This is a genomic window from Mycolicibacterium sp. XJ1819 (assembly GCF_053483675.1).
Genome location: NZ_JBEFST010000014.1, coordinates 149,067 through 163,972, shown reverse-complemented (window position 1 = coordinate 163,972; position 14,906 = coordinate 149,067). Strand labels below are relative to the sequence as shown.

Below are 14,906 nucleotides of genomic sequence, written 5' to 3'. Positions count from 1 at the left end.
CCCCAATTTTCCTTGCGGTGCCGTTTTAGGTGAACTAAGTTCAGTCCGGTGGTCGTGGTGAAGCGCGTCAGGGAACGGCCCGCACTCAACGAACGTCGGGTGGTCGACGCGGCCATCGGAATTGCCGACGAGGAAGGGCTGAGTCAACTCAACGCTCGCCGACTGGCGAAGGAACTCGGTGTCGTGGCGAGTGCGTTGTACCGGCACGTGCCGTCCATGGAGGCGTTACACCAGTTGATGCTGGCCGCGGTGTTCGACGAGATCGAGTTGCCGGAGTCTCGGGGACGTTCGCCGCAAGAGCAGATCGTGACAGCGCTTCTCGCGATGCGGCAGGTGCTCAGCCGTCATCCCGGGGTGCACCCGCTGTTCGCTTCGAACGCTCTGTTGACCCCGAACGCTCTGCACGTCATCGACGATGTGCTCGCGAATCTGCTGGCTGCGGGTATGTCACCGGCCGAGGCGATGAGTGCGCTGAGAACACTGGTGGCCTACCTGCTAGGGGACGTCCTGTTCGACCGGGCCCGCTCGGAAACGCTCGCATCCACCACGCTGGCGAAAAGCCGGGCATGGTTTCGACGGCTTCGGCCTGACGAATTTCCCGCGGTCGCAGCATGCGCCGACCAGTTCGTGGACGTCCACGGTGAGAAGACCTTCGAGTCGGCAGTCCGCGGCATACTCGCGGCGATGGTCGGTCCACGCAAACCGAATCCGAATGGGCGAACATGACCTCGGTCGAAACGACGTTCGTCATCTTCCACTTGCTGCGCGTCAAAGGACTCGCCACCACCGGTGCCATCGCCGCCATGGCAGGTGCATCGGAGGCCACCGTCGAGGAATGCCTTCGGGCAGCAGAGGCCGACGGCGAGGTGGTACACCGGTCCGGACGGATGACGGGATGGCGGTTGGCGCCGCAGGCGGCATCAGATCACGCCGCACGTGTACGAGGACTGATCGCTGAGGTGGGCTGCCAAGCCGACGTCGAGACGGCGTATGCCCGATTCCTGCCGCTGAACCAGGGCTTCAAAGAGTTCTGCACCCACTGGCAGGCCGCCCGTGACCTCGCCGATGCGCTACCGCGCCTCAAGGCCATTCACACCGACGTGACGTCGGCGCTTGTCTCTGTGAGCGAGGTGCTGCCGTGGTACTCGGGCTACCTGACCCGGCTGAACTCCGCGTCACAGCGCGCCGAAGCCGGTGATCCGGATGCACTCACCAAGCCGCTGTCGGACAGCTATCACGACGTGTGGATGGAGATCCACCAGGATCTGCTGCTGTTGTTGGGGCGGGAGCGAGCCGCCGCGGACGGCACCTGACGCACCTCCTCTGACGCCACCTCCTCTGGCGAGCAGACGCAAAGTCCGCCGACACGCCGAGGAAAGTGCGCACTTTGCGTCTGCTCGCGAGAAGAGTCAGCCCGTCGGCAATGGTCCGGCCAGGCCGCGTGGTGCGGTGCCGTACAACCAGCCGACCGCCTGGCCGAGCTCCGAAAACTCCAGCGAAACACCGTCTTTGGCGTGGTACCGGCCGGGTGCCTCGGCGAAGCCCTCGATGCGGCTGAGCTTGTGACCGTCGACGCGTAGGATCTGGCCGGTCAGCCACGACGACTCCGCCGACTGCAGCCACGCCACCACCTCGGAACTGCGGGCGGGATCCAGCGCGGGGTCGGCGGCGCGGTCGCCCTTGAAATAGTCCTCACTGATGCGGGTCACCGCCAGCGGTGAGATGGCGTTGGCCACCACGCCGTAGCGACGGCCCTCCATCGCGGTCACGACGGTGAGGTTGGCGATCGCGGCCTTGGCCGCCCCGTAAGCGGCCTGGCCGATGTTGCCCCACAGCCCCGCGCCCGACACGGTGTTGACAATCCGCGCGTCGATCGGGTTGCCCGCCTTCGCCTGTGTGCGCCAGTACGCGCATGCATGCTTGGTCACCGCGAAGGTGCCCTTGAGGTGCACTGCGATCACGGCGTCCCAGTCGTCCTCGGTGGCGTTGGCCACGGTCGCGTCACGCACGATCCCGGCGTTGTTCACCACGCCGGTAAGCGTGCCGAACGTGTCGACAGCGGTGGAGACCATGTCGGCGACGTCGTCCCACGATGCCACAGAACCGGTGTGCGCCACGGCTTTACCGCCCACCGCTTCGATCTCGGCGACCACCTCGGCGGCCGGGCCCGAGTCACCGGCGGTGCCGTCACGCCCGACGCCCGGATCGTTGACCACCACGGCGGCGCCGTGCGCGGCCAACGCCAGGCAGTGACTGCGCCCGATCCCGCGGCCACCACCGGTGACCAACACGACGCGTCCGGACAGTGCTTGGCTCATGGTTCTCCTTTACTCGAACAGGGCGGCGATGAGCCGCCTGCGTTGGGTCCAGTCGGCGCCGCGAAGGTCCGCGTGGCCGGTTTCGGTGACGATCACGTCGACGTCGTAGGCCGGCGTCGACGTCGGCCTGCTGAGTTGCTCGACGAGCGGCGAGCGCCCCTTCACCCTCGACGGGACGGCGATGATCGACAGGCCGCGGCCCATGCTCGCCGCCGCGCAGTAGTCGGGGTGGCCACCGATGCCGCCCACCACCTTCTCGCCGACACCTTCGACGTTGATCTGGCCGACGGGGTCGATCTCGATCGCGGTGTTGACCGCGACCAACGGCACGCCGCGCGACAGCCGCGAGATGTCGTGGGTGTACTCGACGCCCCGCAGGATCGGCTTCCCGTCGGCCCAGTCGAACAGCTCAGAGCTGCCGAGCAGGTATGTGGCCGACGGGATTCCGGTCAAGAGTCCGCGCTCGTCGAGGTCCACAACAGCGTCGGTGAGCAGCCCGGTGTCGACCTGCAGCGGCCGTCGCGCCTGGGCCAGCAGCGCGGTGCCCAACTGTCCCGGACCGTACTGAAGCCGGGTGCCGTCGGGAATGAAACGCAGCACGGCCTCGGCGAGGTTCTCGTGGACGGGCTTGGGGGGCGGCGACGAGAACTGAACTGGGCCGTCGGAGCAATGCCCGAGGATCTGCACCGCGGCCGGCTCAAGTTGCGGTCCGGCGTCGGCGCAGGGCGCGGCATCGTCCACCATCGCGAGCACCGGCACTCCCGCGTCGACGACCGCACGCTGCCACGACACCTCGGTGCCGAAGTGCCACGCGTTGTCGCGGTCGACCAGCCGGGTGATCAGCACGTCCGGACGCAACACCTCCGCGAGCAGCGCGGGCATACCGCTGAGTCGAACGGGTACGAAATGTGCACTGCCCGTGGCAAGTACGTCGCGCACACCCCACCCCGGCATCATCGCGACGACATCGGCGAACGCGTCCGCCGCGAGCCCGTCGAGCGCCGACGGATGCCAGCCCAGCACGAGTTTGACGTCACCGACTTCGCGCGCCACCTCGCTCAGCGCGGCACAGACCGACGTCGGCGTGCCGACGCCGTCTCCGAGCGCGACCGTCATACCGGGCCGCACATGGGCGCGCAGAGCAGCGGTGAGCTGCGTCGAGGTCGACATCTTGGCGGGATCTACTCGCAAGGGGGGCGGGTCACCGCGGCTCTTTGGGCAGGCCCAGCACCCGCTCCCCGAGGATGTTGCGCTGGATCTCGCTGGTTCCACCGAGGATGGTCTGCGCGCGGCCGACCAGCATGGCTCGGATCAACTCCGCCTCGTCGGAGCCCGCGTTGGGGTCGAGGCACGCATCGGTGCCCAGTACCTCCGTCGCGAGATCGCCCAGGCTCTGATCGGTCTCCGATGTCATGAGCTTGAGCACCGAGAACGCCGGCGAGGTCAGGTCGCCCTCGTCGATGGCGCGCTGCCAGGTATACCGCAGCAACCACATTCGCGCCCACAGCTTGGTCATCGACCGGGCCAGGACGGGGTCGAGGTGGTCACGGTCGCGGGCGGCTTGCAGCATCCGCTCGTGCAGCTTGAACATCGCCACGGCCTGCGATCCCAACGTGAGGCGCTCGCGACCCAGTGTGACGATCGCGATCGCCCAGCCCTGGCCGGGTTCGCCGATCAGCGCATCGTCGGACAGTTCGACGTTGTCCAGAAAGACCTCGTTGAACTTGCTCTCGCCGTCCATCTGCACCAGCGGCCGAACCGACACCCCGGGTGCGTCCATCGGGACGATGAACATGCTCAGCCCCGCATGCGATTCAGGTCCGGTGCGGGCGAGCAGCAGACCGTACTGCGCGGAGTTGGCGCCCGAACTCCACACCTTCTGCCCGTTGACCCGCCACCCCTTGGCCGTCTTCTCGGCCTTGGTCCGCACCCCGGCCAGATCCGAACCCGCGCCTGGTTCGGAGAACAACTGGGTCCAGATGTGATCGCCCAGCCTGATGGGCTCCAGATAGCGCGACTTCTGTTCGGCCGTACCGAATTTGATCAACACCGGACCGACCAGGTCGATGCCGGTGATGGCCAACTGGCGCGGGACTCCGGCGCGTGCACACTCCTCGGCGAAGATGGCCTGCAGCGCCACCGGGGCGTCGGCGCCGCCGTTTTCGACCGGCCAGTGCAGGCACGCGTAGCCGTGCTCGGCGAGGTACTTGTGCCATGCCCGGCCGGGGGCGATGTCGTCGGCCGTCGGGGTGGGCCCGTAGTTGCGCAACCCGTCGGGCCTGGGCGCGCGCTCAAGGAACGACCTGCACCGCGACCGCAGTTCGTCGAGGTCGTCGGTGGGTTCGAGCGTGGTGGTCACATCACTCTCCGCCGAGGTAGGCGCCGTACTCGTCGCGAATCGACTCCATCGCGTTCAGTCGGCGGGTCAGCAACAAGATCTCGGCGTCGTCGCCGTCGTCGCCCCGCAGTTGGGCCAGCCTGGCACGGGTGCGGTCGATCTCACCGACGAGGCGCTCGCGCGCCTCGTCCTTGGTCAACAGGTCCTGGTCGGTCCAGTCCGATACGGGTAGCTGCTCGACGGGTTCGACGCCGTCGGAGCTCATGACGCTCGCGGGAAGTTGTACAACTTGCGAGTGTTCAGTTCGACCATCTGATGGACTTCTTCGTCGGGGACGTTCTCGAAGGCCTGCGCGGCGCGCTCCCTGCTGTTCGGCCAGAAAGAGTCCGAGTGGGGGTAGTCGCATTCCCAGGTGATGTTGTCGATGCCGATCCGGTGGCGAGACTCGACTCCGAAGTCGTCCTCGATGAAGCAGCCGTGGAAGTGACGGCGGAACAGGTCGCTGGGCAACACATCCTGGTTGATGTTCTGGTAGTAGCGGTGCTTGCGCCAGGTGCTGTCGCAGCGTTCCAGGATGTAGGGGATCCAGCCGATGCCGCCCTCCGACAGCCCGATCTTGAGCTTGGGGTGCTTGTGCAGGGCGGGGGAGAACAGCCAATCGGTCATGGCGCCCATGCTGATCGTCCCCATCAGGACGATGAACACCGCGAACGGCGCATCCTCGGCGATCGGCGGCGGGAACCCGCCCGAACCGAAGTGCTGCGCGAGCACCAGGTCGGTCTCCTCGAACGCCGACCACAGCGGATCCCAGTGATCGCTGTGCAGCGACGGCAGCCCGAGCTTGTCCGGCAGGTCGGGGAAGCTCACGCACTTGGAGCCTTTTTCGGCCATCCGGTGCAGTTCCTTCACGCTGGCGTCGAGATCCCAGAACGGCAGAATCGAGACCGGGACGAACCGATCGGGCGCGGTCGCGGCCCACTCGTCAATGTGGAAGTCGTTCCAGGCCTGCGTGCACAGCAGCGCGAGTTCCTTGTCCTCGCCCTCGGCGAAGACCGCGCCCGCGAACCGGGGGAACGAGGGGAAGCAGGTCATCGCCTGCACGCCGTCGATGTCCATGTCGGCCACCCGCGCCTTGGGGTCATAGCAGCCGGGGATCATGTCGTCGTAGCGCACCGGTTCGATGCCGTACTCCTCGGGCTTCTTGCCCGCGACGGCGTTGAGCCCGATATAGGGGTAGATGCGGCCCTCGTAGTCCCACACCTGGCACATCTGGCCGGTGCCGGGGTTTTCCCACTCGATGATCTTCGGGCCGGCCTCGAGGTACTTCTTCGGGAGGCGGTCACTCCACACCTTGGGGTGCTCGATCAGGTGATCGTCTACGGAGATGAGCTGCATGTGGGGCTGCAGAGGCACGGGGGCTCCTTCAGAAGCTCTAAACAGGGAAATATTTAGCCATTTCCAGGGCCAGTTTACTCACCGTGCAAAGACGCAGCAAGTATCGTCTGGCTTCACCGATATACCCAGCTCAGATGAGGTTGACGATGGCACGACGTGTGGTGGTGGGCAACGGTGACGACGGCAGGTCTGCGGTGGTTGCCGATGGCCGACCCGATTTGGTTCTCCATGCGCCGCCGGGCGCGGCCGTGCAGGTGCTTACCGGCGGTTGGCCGTCCCAGGCGCTGTCCGAAGGGGAGGCGGTGGTGCACGAGATGTGGTCGGAGACCGCGGTGCCGTCGGGTCGCGCTGACGTCTTCCCGCGACCCGAGGACGCCGGGTTCGAGGTCGCCGAGGGAGCCACCAAATGGATCCTCACCGAGTTCGGTCCCCACGTCGAGGCGCCGATCCATCAGACCGCCACCGTCGACTACGGAACCGTGATCAGTGGTGAGGTGACGCTGGTGCTCGACACCGGCGACGTGGACCTCGCCGCGGGCGACGCGGTGGTGATCGCCGGGGTCAGGCATGGATGGCGGGCCGGGCCCGTCGGCGCCACGGTGAGTACGGTTCTGGTCGGCCTACCGCCTTCCGGCACCCACCGCACCGCGGACCTCCCCGAGATCCGGCGCGGCGCCGCGGATTAGGAGTTGGTCTTCGACTTGCGGCGCCGACGGGTGGCGGCGCCGGCCCGGCGGCGGGCCACCTCGCTGGCCGGCACGTCCGGGTCAATGGCCTTGAGGCAGAACGACACCAGGTAGTCCGCCTCGCGCTGGGTGGGCTGGGTGGCGGCCTCGACGTGTCGGCGCAGGGTGCCGAGCACGGTCGCGTAGACGGCGTCGGCCGCGTGTTCGGGTTCGGCGCAACCGGCCGCGATAATCTGCTCGACCAGCAGGTCGCGAAGCGGAGCGGCGATCTCGTTGTCCTTGTGCGCGGTGAAGTGGGTCATCACCGCCCTGCTCATACTGGTGAGATGGGGATCGCTGACCTGAGCCAGGGTGCCCTCGATCCACCGGGCCACCGCGGTCAGCGGCGTGGACTCCTTGGCCATCTGGTGTTCGAGATAGGACGCCACCAAACCGATCCCGCGCTCCATGACGGCAAGGATGAGATCGTCCTTGCCCGAGAAGTAGCGGTAGAACGCGGCGTTCGAGGTGCCCGCCTGCTCGACGATGTCACTGACCCGCGGCGCCGCGGGGGCCACCCGTTCCATCACCACCAACGCGGCCTCCAGGATCCGTTCCACCTCCTCGGTGGCCTCGCGCTGCCGCAGATCGAGGGCGCGGTCCACGGCCGCCGCTACGCGCGAATTCATCGTTCTCCCAACGCAGGATCGGTGATTCTCAAGGTTCAGAATTCTACTCTCTCGCCAGCCAATCACCACGTTGCCTGCTAGAACGTGATTCTTGTGCCCAAGTATGCCATTCTGTAACGTAAGTCACGCGGGCTTACAGGAGGTCGGAAGATGGATTACAACCCATTGACACCGGAAATGGCGGAAGACCCATTCCCCACGTTTCGGTGGCTGCGGGACAACGCTCCGGTCTACTACAACCGAGAGCTGAACTTCTACGCCCTCTCACGCTACGACGACGTGCTCGCCGCCAGCCTGGATCACGAAACCTACTGCAGCAGTCAGGGAGTCAGCATCGAAGGACTTGAGCAGGGCCTCGATGCGCTGATCATCAAGGACGAGCCCGAGCATGGATGGAACCGCAAGATCCTGACCCGGCGCTTCTCGGTGAGCCGCATCGCCGAACTCGAGCCGCGAGTGCGAGAGGTCTGCAGACAGCTGCTCGACGAGGCCGCGGTCAGGGGCTCGCTGGATGTGGTGTCGCAGTTCTCCTCACGGCTTCCGATGGAAGTGATCGGCGAATTGATGGGTCTGCCGACAGATCAGCGTGACCGGGTCCACGACCTGTGCAACCGCATGCTCACCCGCGAGGGCGCGCCGGGTACCCGGCAGCTTCCCGAGGACGCCACCACGGCGGGCGTCGAGTTGTTCGGGCTGATGTACGAGCTGGTGACCCAACGCCGCGCCGAACCGGGCGACGACCTGGCCAGCCTGCTGGTGCACACGCCCGTCGTCGACGACGACGGCAACGAGACGTACCTCGACGACGCGGTGCTGTGCGGCCGCCTCATCGAGTTGGTCATCGCCGGTCACGAAACGGTGATGAAGCTGGTGGCCAGCGGCACCGTCGCGCTGTGGCGAAACCCCGACCAGCGCGCCGAACTGTGCGCCGACCCGTCGTTGATCCCCAACGCCGTCGAGGAGATGTTGCGATTCGAGCCGCCGTCGGTATACCAGGGCCGGGTCACCACGCGCGAGGTCGAGTTGCACGGCACCGTCATCCCGGCCGGCAGCCGCGTGCTGTTGATGACCGGCGCCGCGGTGCGCGACGAACGGGAGTACGACGACCCCGACACATTCGACATTCATCGAAAGATCCGGCGCCAACTGGGATTCGGCTATGGCGTGCACCTATGCCTTGGCGCCGCGCTGGCGCGTCTGGAAAGCCGTGTCGCGTTCGAGGAACTGCTCGGTCGCTTTCCGGATTACGACGTCGACTGGGACGCGCGGCGCTACACCTACGGCAGCAGCGTGCGCGGTTACCGCAACCTGGTCATCAGGCCGCGCAAACACGCGCCGGTCGCCGGCTGACAAGGAGAGAACATATGGGCAAGCTGGATGGAAAGGTCGCGCTGATCACCGGCGCCGCCCGCGGACAGGGGCGGTCGCACGCCGCGCTGTTCGCCGAGGAGGGCGCCGACATCATCGCGGTCGACCTGTGCGGGAAAGTCGACACCGTCGAGTATCCGATGGCAACGCAGGCCGATCTCGACGAGACCAGCAGGCTGGTCGAGAAAAAGGGCCGCAGGGTCGTCGCCAAACAGGCCGATGTGCGCGACTTCGAGGCCATGAAAGGCGTTGTCGCCGAAGGTGTGGCTGAGCTTGGTCGACTCGACTTCGTGCTCGCCAACGCCGGGATCATGCCGATCATCGGGGAGAGCTCGCAGCAGATGGCCGCATGGCACGACGCCGTGGACATCATGCTGACCGGCGTGTTCAACACCGTCGAGGCCGCGCTGCCCACCCTGCTCGAACAGGACGAGGGCGGCGCCATCGTCATCACCAGTTCCACCGCCGGGCTGAAGGTCGGCGGCGCCCGCCTCAGCACGCTTTCGCGGGGCTCACTCGGATACGCCGCGGCCAAACACGGTGTGGTGGGCCTGATGCGGGCCTGGGCCAACGCGTTGGGGGAGAAGAACATCCGGGTCAACACCGTCCACCCGACTGGGGTCAACTCGCCCATGGTGGTCAACCAGCAGTTCGCGGAGTACACCGCCGAGCACCCCGAGTTCGGCCAGACCATGCAGAACCTGCTGCCCACGCCGCTGGTGGAGCCCGAGGACATTTCGCGGGCGATGCTCTACCTGTGCTCAGAAGACGGTCGCTACGTCACCGGCATCACGCTGTCGGTCGACGCCGGACTGGTCGTCGGGTGAGCGCGATCCTGGCCGCGGGGGACCTCTACCACACCGGAGTCGTGGTCAGCGATCTCGACGCCGCGATGGCGAAGCTGTCGTCGGTGGGCGGCTACCAATGGACCACGCCGCTGGCGTTCAGCTTGCCGGTCCGGGTCGGCGCCGTCGACCGGACCGTCGACTTCCGGTTCACGTATTCGCTGCAGGCACCACATCTGGAGTTGGTGCAGGAGATCCCCGGCACCATCTGGACCGCGAACCCCACCAACGCCGCCCACCACCTCGGGTACTTCGTCGACGACGTCGCGGCCAGGTCGGGGGAACTGGACGCGGCGGGATTCGTCCGGGAGGCCTGCGCGCTTTCAGATGACGGGGCACCGGCGGCGTTCGCCTACCACCTCGACCCGTCGGGCATCCGCATCGAGATCGTCGAGCGCTCGCTGTTCGGCGACTTCGACGACTTCCTGCAGCAGAACCGAGCCTGAGGAGAACCGTGGGAGAACTCGACGGCCGACGCATTCTGGTCACCGGGGCGGCGACCGGGATCGGTAGCGCAGCCGTGGAGGCGTTCGCCTCGCACGGTGCCGCCGTGGCCGCCACCTACCACCAGACCCCGGCACCGCAGCGGCTTGCGGACGCTGCGAGTTGGCTGCGATGTGACGTGCGGTCCGCCCACGACGTGCAGCGCGTCGTCGACACCGTCGTCGAAACCCTCGGCGGCCTCGATGTTCTCGTGCACGCCGCGGGGCTGTGGCAGCCGGGCATTCCCGGCCAGATCACCGCCGAGGACCTGGAGTCCCTGGTCGCGACGAACCTCACGTCCACCGTGCTGACCAATCAGGCCGCGTTCGCCGCAATGCAGGCCCACGGCGGCCGCATCATCAACGTCGGCTCCGCGGAGGGCGTCACCGGTAACCCGATCGCGGCCACCTATTCGGCGACCAAGGCCGCGGTGCACGCATGGACCCGCAGCGCCGCCAAGGCCTGGGCTTACAGCGGGGTCACGGTGAACGCGATCGCGCCTGCGGTGGAAACGCCTGGCGCTCAACGTCTGCGCGACTTTCTCGGGCCCGACGGTGCCGCCCTGCTGGACCAGCAACTGCAGGCCGCCATTCCCATCGGGGGCAAGTTGGGAGACCCGCTGCGCGATTTGACGCCGATGCTGGTGTTCCTCGCAGGCAGCGGATCGCGGTTCATCACCGGCCAACTGCTCGCCGTCGACGGCGGCGTGATGATGCTGGGCTGAGTTAGGAAATCTGGATGATGACCTTGCCCACCGCCCCGCGGTCCGCGACCAGTCGCAGGGCGCGGGCGGTGTCGGCCAGGGTGAACCGCTCGCCGATGTAGGGGCGGATCCCGCCGTCGGTGAACAGCGCGTCGAGTTCCGCTACGTCACGCGCGGACTCCTCGGGAAAGTCGTGGGCGAACGTCCGCAGCTCCATCCCGCGCACGCTGATCCCCTTGAGCAGAACAAGATTGAGTGGGATGGCGGGTATCGACCCGGCAGCATAGCCGAGTGTCACGAAGACACCGCCGCGGCGCAGGGCCCGCAGGGCGGGCTCCGAGTAGGGGCCGCCGACCGGATCGATGACGGCATGGGCCCCGCCGTCGGTGAGTTCTTTGATCCGGTCGCGCAGATCCTCACGTTCGTAGTCGACGACGGCGTCCGCTCCACGCTCGCGGCACACGGCGAGCTTGGTATCGGTGGACGCGGCCGCCAGCACCCTGACGTTCAGTATCTTGGCGATGTCCAGCGTGGCCATCCCGACGCCGCCGGCCGCGCCCAATACCACCACCCAATTGCCCGGTTGCACACCGGCGACCGACCTCAGTGCGTGATAGGCGGTGCGATAGGTGACACCGAACGCCGCGGCGTCGGCGAAGTCGACGCCGTCGGGTATCGGTGTGAGAAGATCGGCCTCGACGGCCACCTGTTCGGCGAAGCCGCCAGTCGGCAGCGCACCGGAGACCCGGTCACCCGGTCGCAGCGACACCCCGTCACCGACCGAGAGCACCTCCCCGGCGAATTCGCTGCCCGGAGTGAACGGCACCGGTTCGCGCACCTGGTACGCGCCGGCGATAAAGAGCACATCGGGGAAGTTCACCGCCGCGGCCCGCACCCGGACCACCGCCTGACCGGGTCCGGGCTCGGGATCGGCCAGCTCGACCAACTCGAGATCTTCGGGCGGACCGTAGCGCGTGCATCGGACGGCGATCACGATTGCACGCTTCCCACACCGTATTTGGCGGTGGCGGCGGCGACGCGATGTGGCAGGAACTCACCGGGCCATTCCGGATCCTCTGCGTCGTAGTGCTTGAGCAGGTGGCGCGCGAGGTTGACCTTGTGAGCCTCGGTGGGCCCGTCGGCCAACCCGAGCGCCAGACCGGACATGAACATCCCGGCCAGTGGTAGCTGATCGGTGAGCCCGAGGGCACCGTGGACCTGCATGGCCCGCAGCGTGATCGACTGAACGACCTTCGCCGCCAGGATCTTGCAGGCGCCGATCTCCGCGCGGGCGGCGGCCTCTCCGGCGGTGTCGATGAGCCAGGCGGCGTGCAGCACCGCCAGCCGGAACGGCATCAACTCGGTGTAGGAGTCGGCGATGAACACCTGTACCTGTTGCTTGTCGGCTAGCGAGCTGCCCTGGGTGAACCGGCTTTTTGCGCGGCGAGCCATCATGTCGATGGCTTTCTGGGCGACGCCGATGCACCGCATGGCGTGGTGCAACCGGCCGCCCGCCAACCGTGACTGCGCCACGTGGAAGCCCTGCCCGGGCTCACCGAGCATCGCGTCGGCGGGTACCCGCACGTTGTCGTAGTGCACCAGCGCGTGGCCGGGATCGCTGGGATGCGCACCGTAGAGATGGTGATTGGCCTCGATGGTCAACCCCGGCGTGCCCGCGGGAACGAGGAACGTCGAGGTGCCGCGGTGCACGGGAGCGTCGGGATCGGTGACGGCCAACACGATGAAGAACGACGCGACGGTGGCATTGGAGGAGAAGTACTTCCTGCCGGTGATCACCCAGTCACCCTCCGACCCGTCGCGGACAGCGCGGGTGGTGAACACCCGTGGGTCGGCGCCGCCTTGCGGTTCGGTCATCGAGAAGCAGGAGAAGATGTCGCCGCCCAGCAGCGGGTCGAGATAGCGGTCCTTCTGCTCCTGGGTGCCGAAGCGCGCCAAGATCTCGGCGTTACCCGTGTCGGGCGCCTGGGTGCCGAACACGATCGGCCCCCACGCGGTGCGGCCGAGGATCTCGTTGATCAGCGTCAGCTTCACCGCGCCGAAGCCCTGGCCGCCGAGTTCCGGGCCCAGATGCGGCGCCCACAACCCCTGATCGCGCACGCGTTGCTTGAGCGGGTCGACCACTTTGCGCCGCTCGTCGTCGAGCGGCAGGTATTCGCATCCGGGGAACAGCGCGTCGAGGGGTTCGATCTCGTCGCGGACGAAGGCCCGGATCCACTCGAGCTTTTCGGTGAATTCCGGCTCGGTGGAGAAGTCCCAACTCATATGAACCTTTCGGGGTCAGGGGATGCCGCCGTCGACGCGCAGCGTGGCACCGCTGGTGTAGCTCGAGGCGTCGGAGGCCAGATACAGTGCTGCGCCCACGATCTCGGGTGGGTCACCGGCGCGTTTGAGGGCGTGCTTGTCCAGTTGGGGCTGGATGGCGTCGCGATCCCAGTGCTTGCTGACATCGGTGTAGAACGGCCCCGACATCAGCGTGTTGACCCGTACCGCTGGGCCATAGGCCAGCGCGAACCCCTCGGTCATCGCGTTGAGCGCGGCCTTGGCCGCGGCGTAGGGCAGGATCTCGGGCGTCGGTCGGATTGATCCGGTCGAGCTCACGTTGACGATCGAACCTCGACCTGCGGCGACCATCCGCTCACTGACGAGGGCGGCGAGTCGAAACGGACCCTTGAAGTTGAGGTTGACCACCGAGTCGAACAGCTTCTCCGTCACCGCGCCAAGCGATTCGTAGGTCGGCGACATCCCGGCATTGTTGATCAGCGTGTCGACCTTGCCGAACCGCTCATACGCGGCGTCGACCAGCCCGTCGAGTTGATCCCACCGGCCGACGTGTACGGCATACGGCAGCGCGGCGCGGCCGGTTTCCTCGGTGATCTTCTTGGCCGTCGTCACGCAGGATTCGTAGTCGCGGCTGGCGATCACGACCTCGGCGCCGCACCGGGCGCACGCGAATGCCATCTCGCGGCCCAGCCCACGGCTGCCCCCGGTGATCAGCACGACGCGGTCGGTCAGGTCGAACAGTTCGTCGGCGTACCCCATGTCAGCGCCGCTTCGTGGTCAGCGACCGGGCGAGTTCGGCGGCGTTGGCGATCAACTCGAGCACGAGCGGACCGAACATCTCGACCTTGGGGTCGACTGCGCCGCCCCGTTGCATGGCCGCGTAGCTCTTCTCGAGGACCACGCCCAGCTTCCAGTTGGCCAGGACCAGGTAGTAGTCGATGTTCTCGGTGCAGCGCCCGCTGACGCGTTCGTAGTGCTCCAAGAGTTCGGTTCGCGTGGGCATACCGCTCACGTCGACGTAGAAGCCGGACTCCTTGGGGTGTTCTCCGTCCCAGCCGAGCAACGCCCAGGCCAGATCCAGAAGCGGGTCGCCGATCGTGGTCATCTCCCAATCCACGATCGCGGCCAGCCTGGTCGGGGCCCCGTGGTGATACATCACGTTGGCGAACTGGTAGTCGCCGTGCATGATGCCCGGCGTGTAGGCCTCGGGCCTGTTGCGTCGCAACCATTCCGCCGCCTCGTCGAGCCCGGGCAGCTCGCGGAACCGGTACTGCCCGAGGAACGCCAGCCAGCGATCGACCTGGCGTTCGTGAAAGCCCTCCGGACGTCCGAACCCCTCCAGGCCCTGTGCGCGCCAGTCGACCCTGCCGAGTCGGGCCGCCCCGTCGACCAACTCGAAGGCCAGTCCGCGCCGCAGGTCGCGGTCCACGTCGAACGGTGAGGGCCAGCCGTCGGCGGCGGGACTCCACCCGTCGACGGCCTTCATCACGTAGAACGGTGCGCCCAAGATCTCGCCGGCTTCGTCGGCCGCGATCAACTCGGCATGCGGGACGTCGGTGCCGGACAGTGCCGCCACCAGTCGGATTTCGCGACGCAGTCCGTCGATCCTGGCCTGGTCGGCGGCGGCCCCCGGCATCCGCAGCACCATCCGGTCGTCGCCACGCCGCACGAGGTAGAGCGTGTTCTGCGAACCGCCGGTGAGTTCCTCGAGGACCGGATCCTCGCCCTGACCCGGTGCACTGCGCGCATCGAGCCAGCGCCCGAGTCGCACCGTGTCGACAGCAGCGTCGCGCATCCAGAC

17 protein-coding genes are annotated in these 14,906 nt (G+C 67.1%); 7 read left to right on the top strand and 10 right to left on the bottom strand.

Features of this window, described 5'->3' with window-relative positions:
* Nucleotides 1–48 precede the first annotated feature (48 nt).
* Nucleotides 49–726: a TetR/AcrR family transcriptional regulator gene (locus ABQE89_RS17225; RefSeq protein WP_448418720.1), complete on the top strand. Its 678-nt coding sequence runs from the start codon at nucleotides 49–51 to the stop codon at nucleotides 724–726.
* On the top strand, nucleotides 723–1,313 hold the full coding sequence (locus ABQE89_RS17220; protein WP_448418718.1) for a hypothetical protein: 591 nt from the start codon (nucleotides 723–725) through the stop codon (nucleotides 1,311–1,313). The genes ABQE89_RS17225 and ABQE89_RS17220 overlap by 4 nt, the downstream gene beginning before the upstream one ends.
* A gap of 96 nt (nucleotides 1,314–1,409) precedes the next feature.
* Here ABQE89_RS17220 and ABQE89_RS17215 read toward each other — a convergent pair whose 3' ends face one another.
* The 5 genes from ABQE89_RS17215 to ABQE89_RS17195 are packed head-to-tail and all read right to left on the bottom strand — an operon-like array spanning nucleotide 1,410 to nucleotide 6,069.
* Nucleotides 1,410–2,318: an SDR family NAD(P)-dependent oxidoreductase gene (locus ABQE89_RS17215; RefSeq protein WP_448418717.1), complete on the bottom strand. Its 909-nt coding sequence runs from the start codon at nucleotides 2,316–2,318 to the stop codon at nucleotides 1,410–1,412.
* 9 nt (nucleotides 2,319–2,327) lie between these two features.
* Nucleotides 2,328–3,488 carry an acetyl-CoA hydrolase/transferase C-terminal domain-containing protein gene (locus tag ABQE89_RS17210; protein WP_448418715.1) on the bottom strand — a complete coding sequence of 387 codons (1,161 nt, stop codon included), beginning with the start codon at nucleotides 3,486–3,488 and terminating at the stop codon, nucleotides 2,328–2,330.
* A gap of 31 nt (nucleotides 3,489–3,519) precedes the next feature.
* Nucleotides 3,520–4,677, bottom strand: a complete 1,158-nt coding sequence (locus tag ABQE89_RS17205) for an acyl-CoA dehydrogenase family protein (RefSeq protein ID WP_448418713.1) — start codon at nucleotides 4,675–4,677, stop codon at nucleotides 3,520–3,522.
* A gap of 1 nt (nucleotide 4,678) precedes the next feature.
* The gene (locus ABQE89_RS17200) at nucleotides 4,679–4,921 is read right to left on the bottom strand and encodes a hypothetical protein (RefSeq protein WP_448418711.1); all 243 of its coding nucleotides are present in this window, start codon (nucleotides 4,919–4,921) and stop codon (nucleotides 4,679–4,681) included.
* Nucleotides 4,918–6,069, bottom strand: a complete 1,152-nt coding sequence (locus ABQE89_RS17195) for an amidohydrolase family protein (RefSeq protein ID WP_448418709.1) — start codon at nucleotides 6,067–6,069, stop codon at nucleotides 4,918–4,920. The genes ABQE89_RS17200 and ABQE89_RS17195 overlap by 4 nt, the downstream gene beginning before the upstream one ends.
* 128 nt (nucleotides 6,070–6,197) lie before the next feature.
* Here ABQE89_RS17195 and ABQE89_RS17190 point away from each other — a divergent pair, with 128 nt between their 5' ends.
* Complete coding sequence (locus ABQE89_RS17190; protein ID WP_448418707.1) at nucleotides 6,198–6,737, top strand: cupin domain-containing protein; 540 nt, start codon at nucleotides 6,198–6,200, stop codon at nucleotides 6,735–6,737.
* Here ABQE89_RS17190 and ABQE89_RS17185 read toward each other — a convergent pair.
* The gene (locus ABQE89_RS17185) at nucleotides 6,734–7,405 is read right to left on the bottom strand and encodes a TetR/AcrR family transcriptional regulator (RefSeq protein ID WP_448418705.1); all 672 of its coding nucleotides are present in this window, start codon (nucleotides 7,403–7,405) and stop codon (nucleotides 6,734–6,736) included. The two genes, ABQE89_RS17190 and ABQE89_RS17185, sit on opposite strands and share 4 nt — an antisense overlap.
* A gap of 150 nt (nucleotides 7,406–7,555) precedes the next feature.
* Between ABQE89_RS17185 and ABQE89_RS17180 the strand changes: the two genes are divergently transcribed.
* Genes ABQE89_RS17180 through ABQE89_RS17165 form a run of 4 tightly spaced genes read left to right on the top strand, consistent with a single transcriptional unit; the run spans nucleotide 7,556 to nucleotide 10,825 of the window.
* Nucleotides 7,556–8,755 carry a cytochrome P450 gene (locus ABQE89_RS17180; RefSeq protein WP_448418703.1) on the top strand — a complete coding sequence of 400 codons (1,200 nt, stop codon included), beginning with the start codon at nucleotides 7,556–7,558 and terminating at the stop codon, nucleotides 8,753–8,755.
* Nucleotides 8,756–8,769: 14 nt separating this feature from the next.
* Nucleotides 8,770–9,600 carry a mycofactocin-coupled SDR family oxidoreductase gene (locus tag ABQE89_RS17175; protein WP_448418701.1) on the top strand — a complete coding sequence of 277 codons (831 nt, stop codon included), beginning with the start codon at nucleotides 8,770–8,772 and terminating at the stop codon, nucleotides 9,598–9,600.
* On the top strand, nucleotides 9,597–10,064 hold the full coding sequence (locus tag ABQE89_RS17170; protein WP_448418697.1) for a VOC family protein: 468 nt from the start codon (nucleotides 9,597–9,599) through the stop codon (nucleotides 10,062–10,064). Before ABQE89_RS17175 ends, ABQE89_RS17170 begins: the two co-directional genes overlap by 4 nt.
* A gap of 8 nt (nucleotides 10,065–10,072) precedes the next feature.
* On the top strand, nucleotides 10,073–10,825 hold the full coding sequence (locus ABQE89_RS17165) for an SDR family NAD(P)-dependent oxidoreductase (RefSeq protein ID WP_448418695.1): 753 nt from the start codon (nucleotides 10,073–10,075) through the stop codon (nucleotides 10,823–10,825).
* Between the two features lies 1 nt (nucleotide 10,826).
* Here ABQE89_RS17165 and ABQE89_RS17160 read toward each other — a convergent pair whose 3' ends face one another.
* Genes ABQE89_RS17160 through ABQE89_RS17145 form a run of 4 tightly spaced genes read right to left on the bottom strand, consistent with a single transcriptional unit; the run spans nucleotide 10,827 to nucleotide 14,900 of the window.
* Nucleotides 10,827–11,798: an NADPH:quinone oxidoreductase family protein gene (locus ABQE89_RS17160; protein WP_448418693.1), complete on the bottom strand. Its 972-nt coding sequence runs from the start codon at nucleotides 11,796–11,798 to the stop codon at nucleotides 10,827–10,829.
* The gene (locus tag ABQE89_RS17155) at nucleotides 11,795–13,087 is read right to left on the bottom strand and encodes an acyl-CoA dehydrogenase family protein (protein WP_448418691.1); all 1,293 of its coding nucleotides are present in this window, start codon (nucleotides 13,085–13,087) and stop codon (nucleotides 11,795–11,797) included. Before ABQE89_RS17155 ends, ABQE89_RS17160 begins: the two co-directional genes overlap by 4 nt.
* Before the next feature lie 15 nt (nucleotides 13,088–13,102).
* Complete coding sequence (locus ABQE89_RS17150; RefSeq protein ID WP_448418689.1) at nucleotides 13,103–13,864, bottom strand: SDR family NAD(P)-dependent oxidoreductase; 762 nt, start codon at nucleotides 13,862–13,864, stop codon at nucleotides 13,103–13,105.
* Nucleotide 13,865: 1 nt separating this feature from the next.
* The gene (locus ABQE89_RS17145; protein WP_448418687.1) at nucleotides 13,866–14,900 is read right to left on the bottom strand and encodes a phosphotransferase family protein; all 1,035 of its coding nucleotides are present in this window, start codon (nucleotides 14,898–14,900) and stop codon (nucleotides 13,866–13,868) included.
* Nucleotides 14,901–14,906 lie beyond the last annotated feature (6 nt).

What these genes read in the sequence shown, in the direction of transcription:
- ABQE89_RS17220 (WP_448418718.1), top strand. Translation starts at nt 723, where the DNA reads ATGACCTCGGTCGAAACGACGTTCGTCATCTTCCACTTGCTGCGCGTC.
- ABQE89_RS17200 (WP_448418711.1), bottom strand. Translation starts at nt 4,921, where the DNA reads ATGAGCTCCGACGGCGTCGAACCCGTCGAGCAGCTACCCGTATCGGAC.
- ABQE89_RS17215 (WP_448418717.1), bottom strand. Translation starts at nt 2,318, where the DNA reads ATGAGCCAAGCACTGTCCGGACGCGTCGTGTTGGTCACCGGTGGTGGC.
- ABQE89_RS17180 (WP_448418703.1), top strand. Translation starts at nt 7,556, where the DNA reads ATGGATTACAACCCATTGACACCGGAAATGGCGGAAGACCCATTCCCC.
- ABQE89_RS17210 (WP_448418715.1), bottom strand. Translation starts at nt 3,488, where the DNA reads ATGTCGACCTCGACGCAGCTCACCGCTGCTCTGCGCGCCCATGTGCGG.
- ABQE89_RS17145 (WP_448418687.1), bottom strand. Translation starts at nt 14,900, where the DNA reads ATGCGCGACGCTGCTGTCGACACGGTGCGACTCGGGCGCTGGCTCGAT.
- ABQE89_RS17155 (WP_448418691.1), bottom strand. Translation starts at nt 13,087, where the DNA reads ATGAGTTGGGACTTCTCCACCGAGCCGGAATTCACCGAAAAGCTCGAG.
- ABQE89_RS17150 (WP_448418689.1), bottom strand. Translation starts at nt 13,864, where the DNA reads ATGGGGTACGCCGACGAACTGTTCGACCTGACCGACCGCGTCGTGCTG.
- ABQE89_RS17175 (WP_448418701.1), top strand. Translation starts at nt 8,770, where the DNA reads ATGGGCAAGCTGGATGGAAAGGTCGCGCTGATCACCGGCGCCGCCCGC.
- ABQE89_RS17185 (WP_448418705.1), bottom strand. Translation starts at nt 7,405, where the DNA reads ATGAATTCGCGCGTAGCGGCGGCCGTGGACCGCGCCCTCGATCTGCGG.
- ABQE89_RS17190 (WP_448418707.1), top strand. Translation starts at nt 6,198, where the DNA reads ATGGCACGACGTGTGGTGGTGGGCAACGGTGACGACGGCAGGTCTGCG.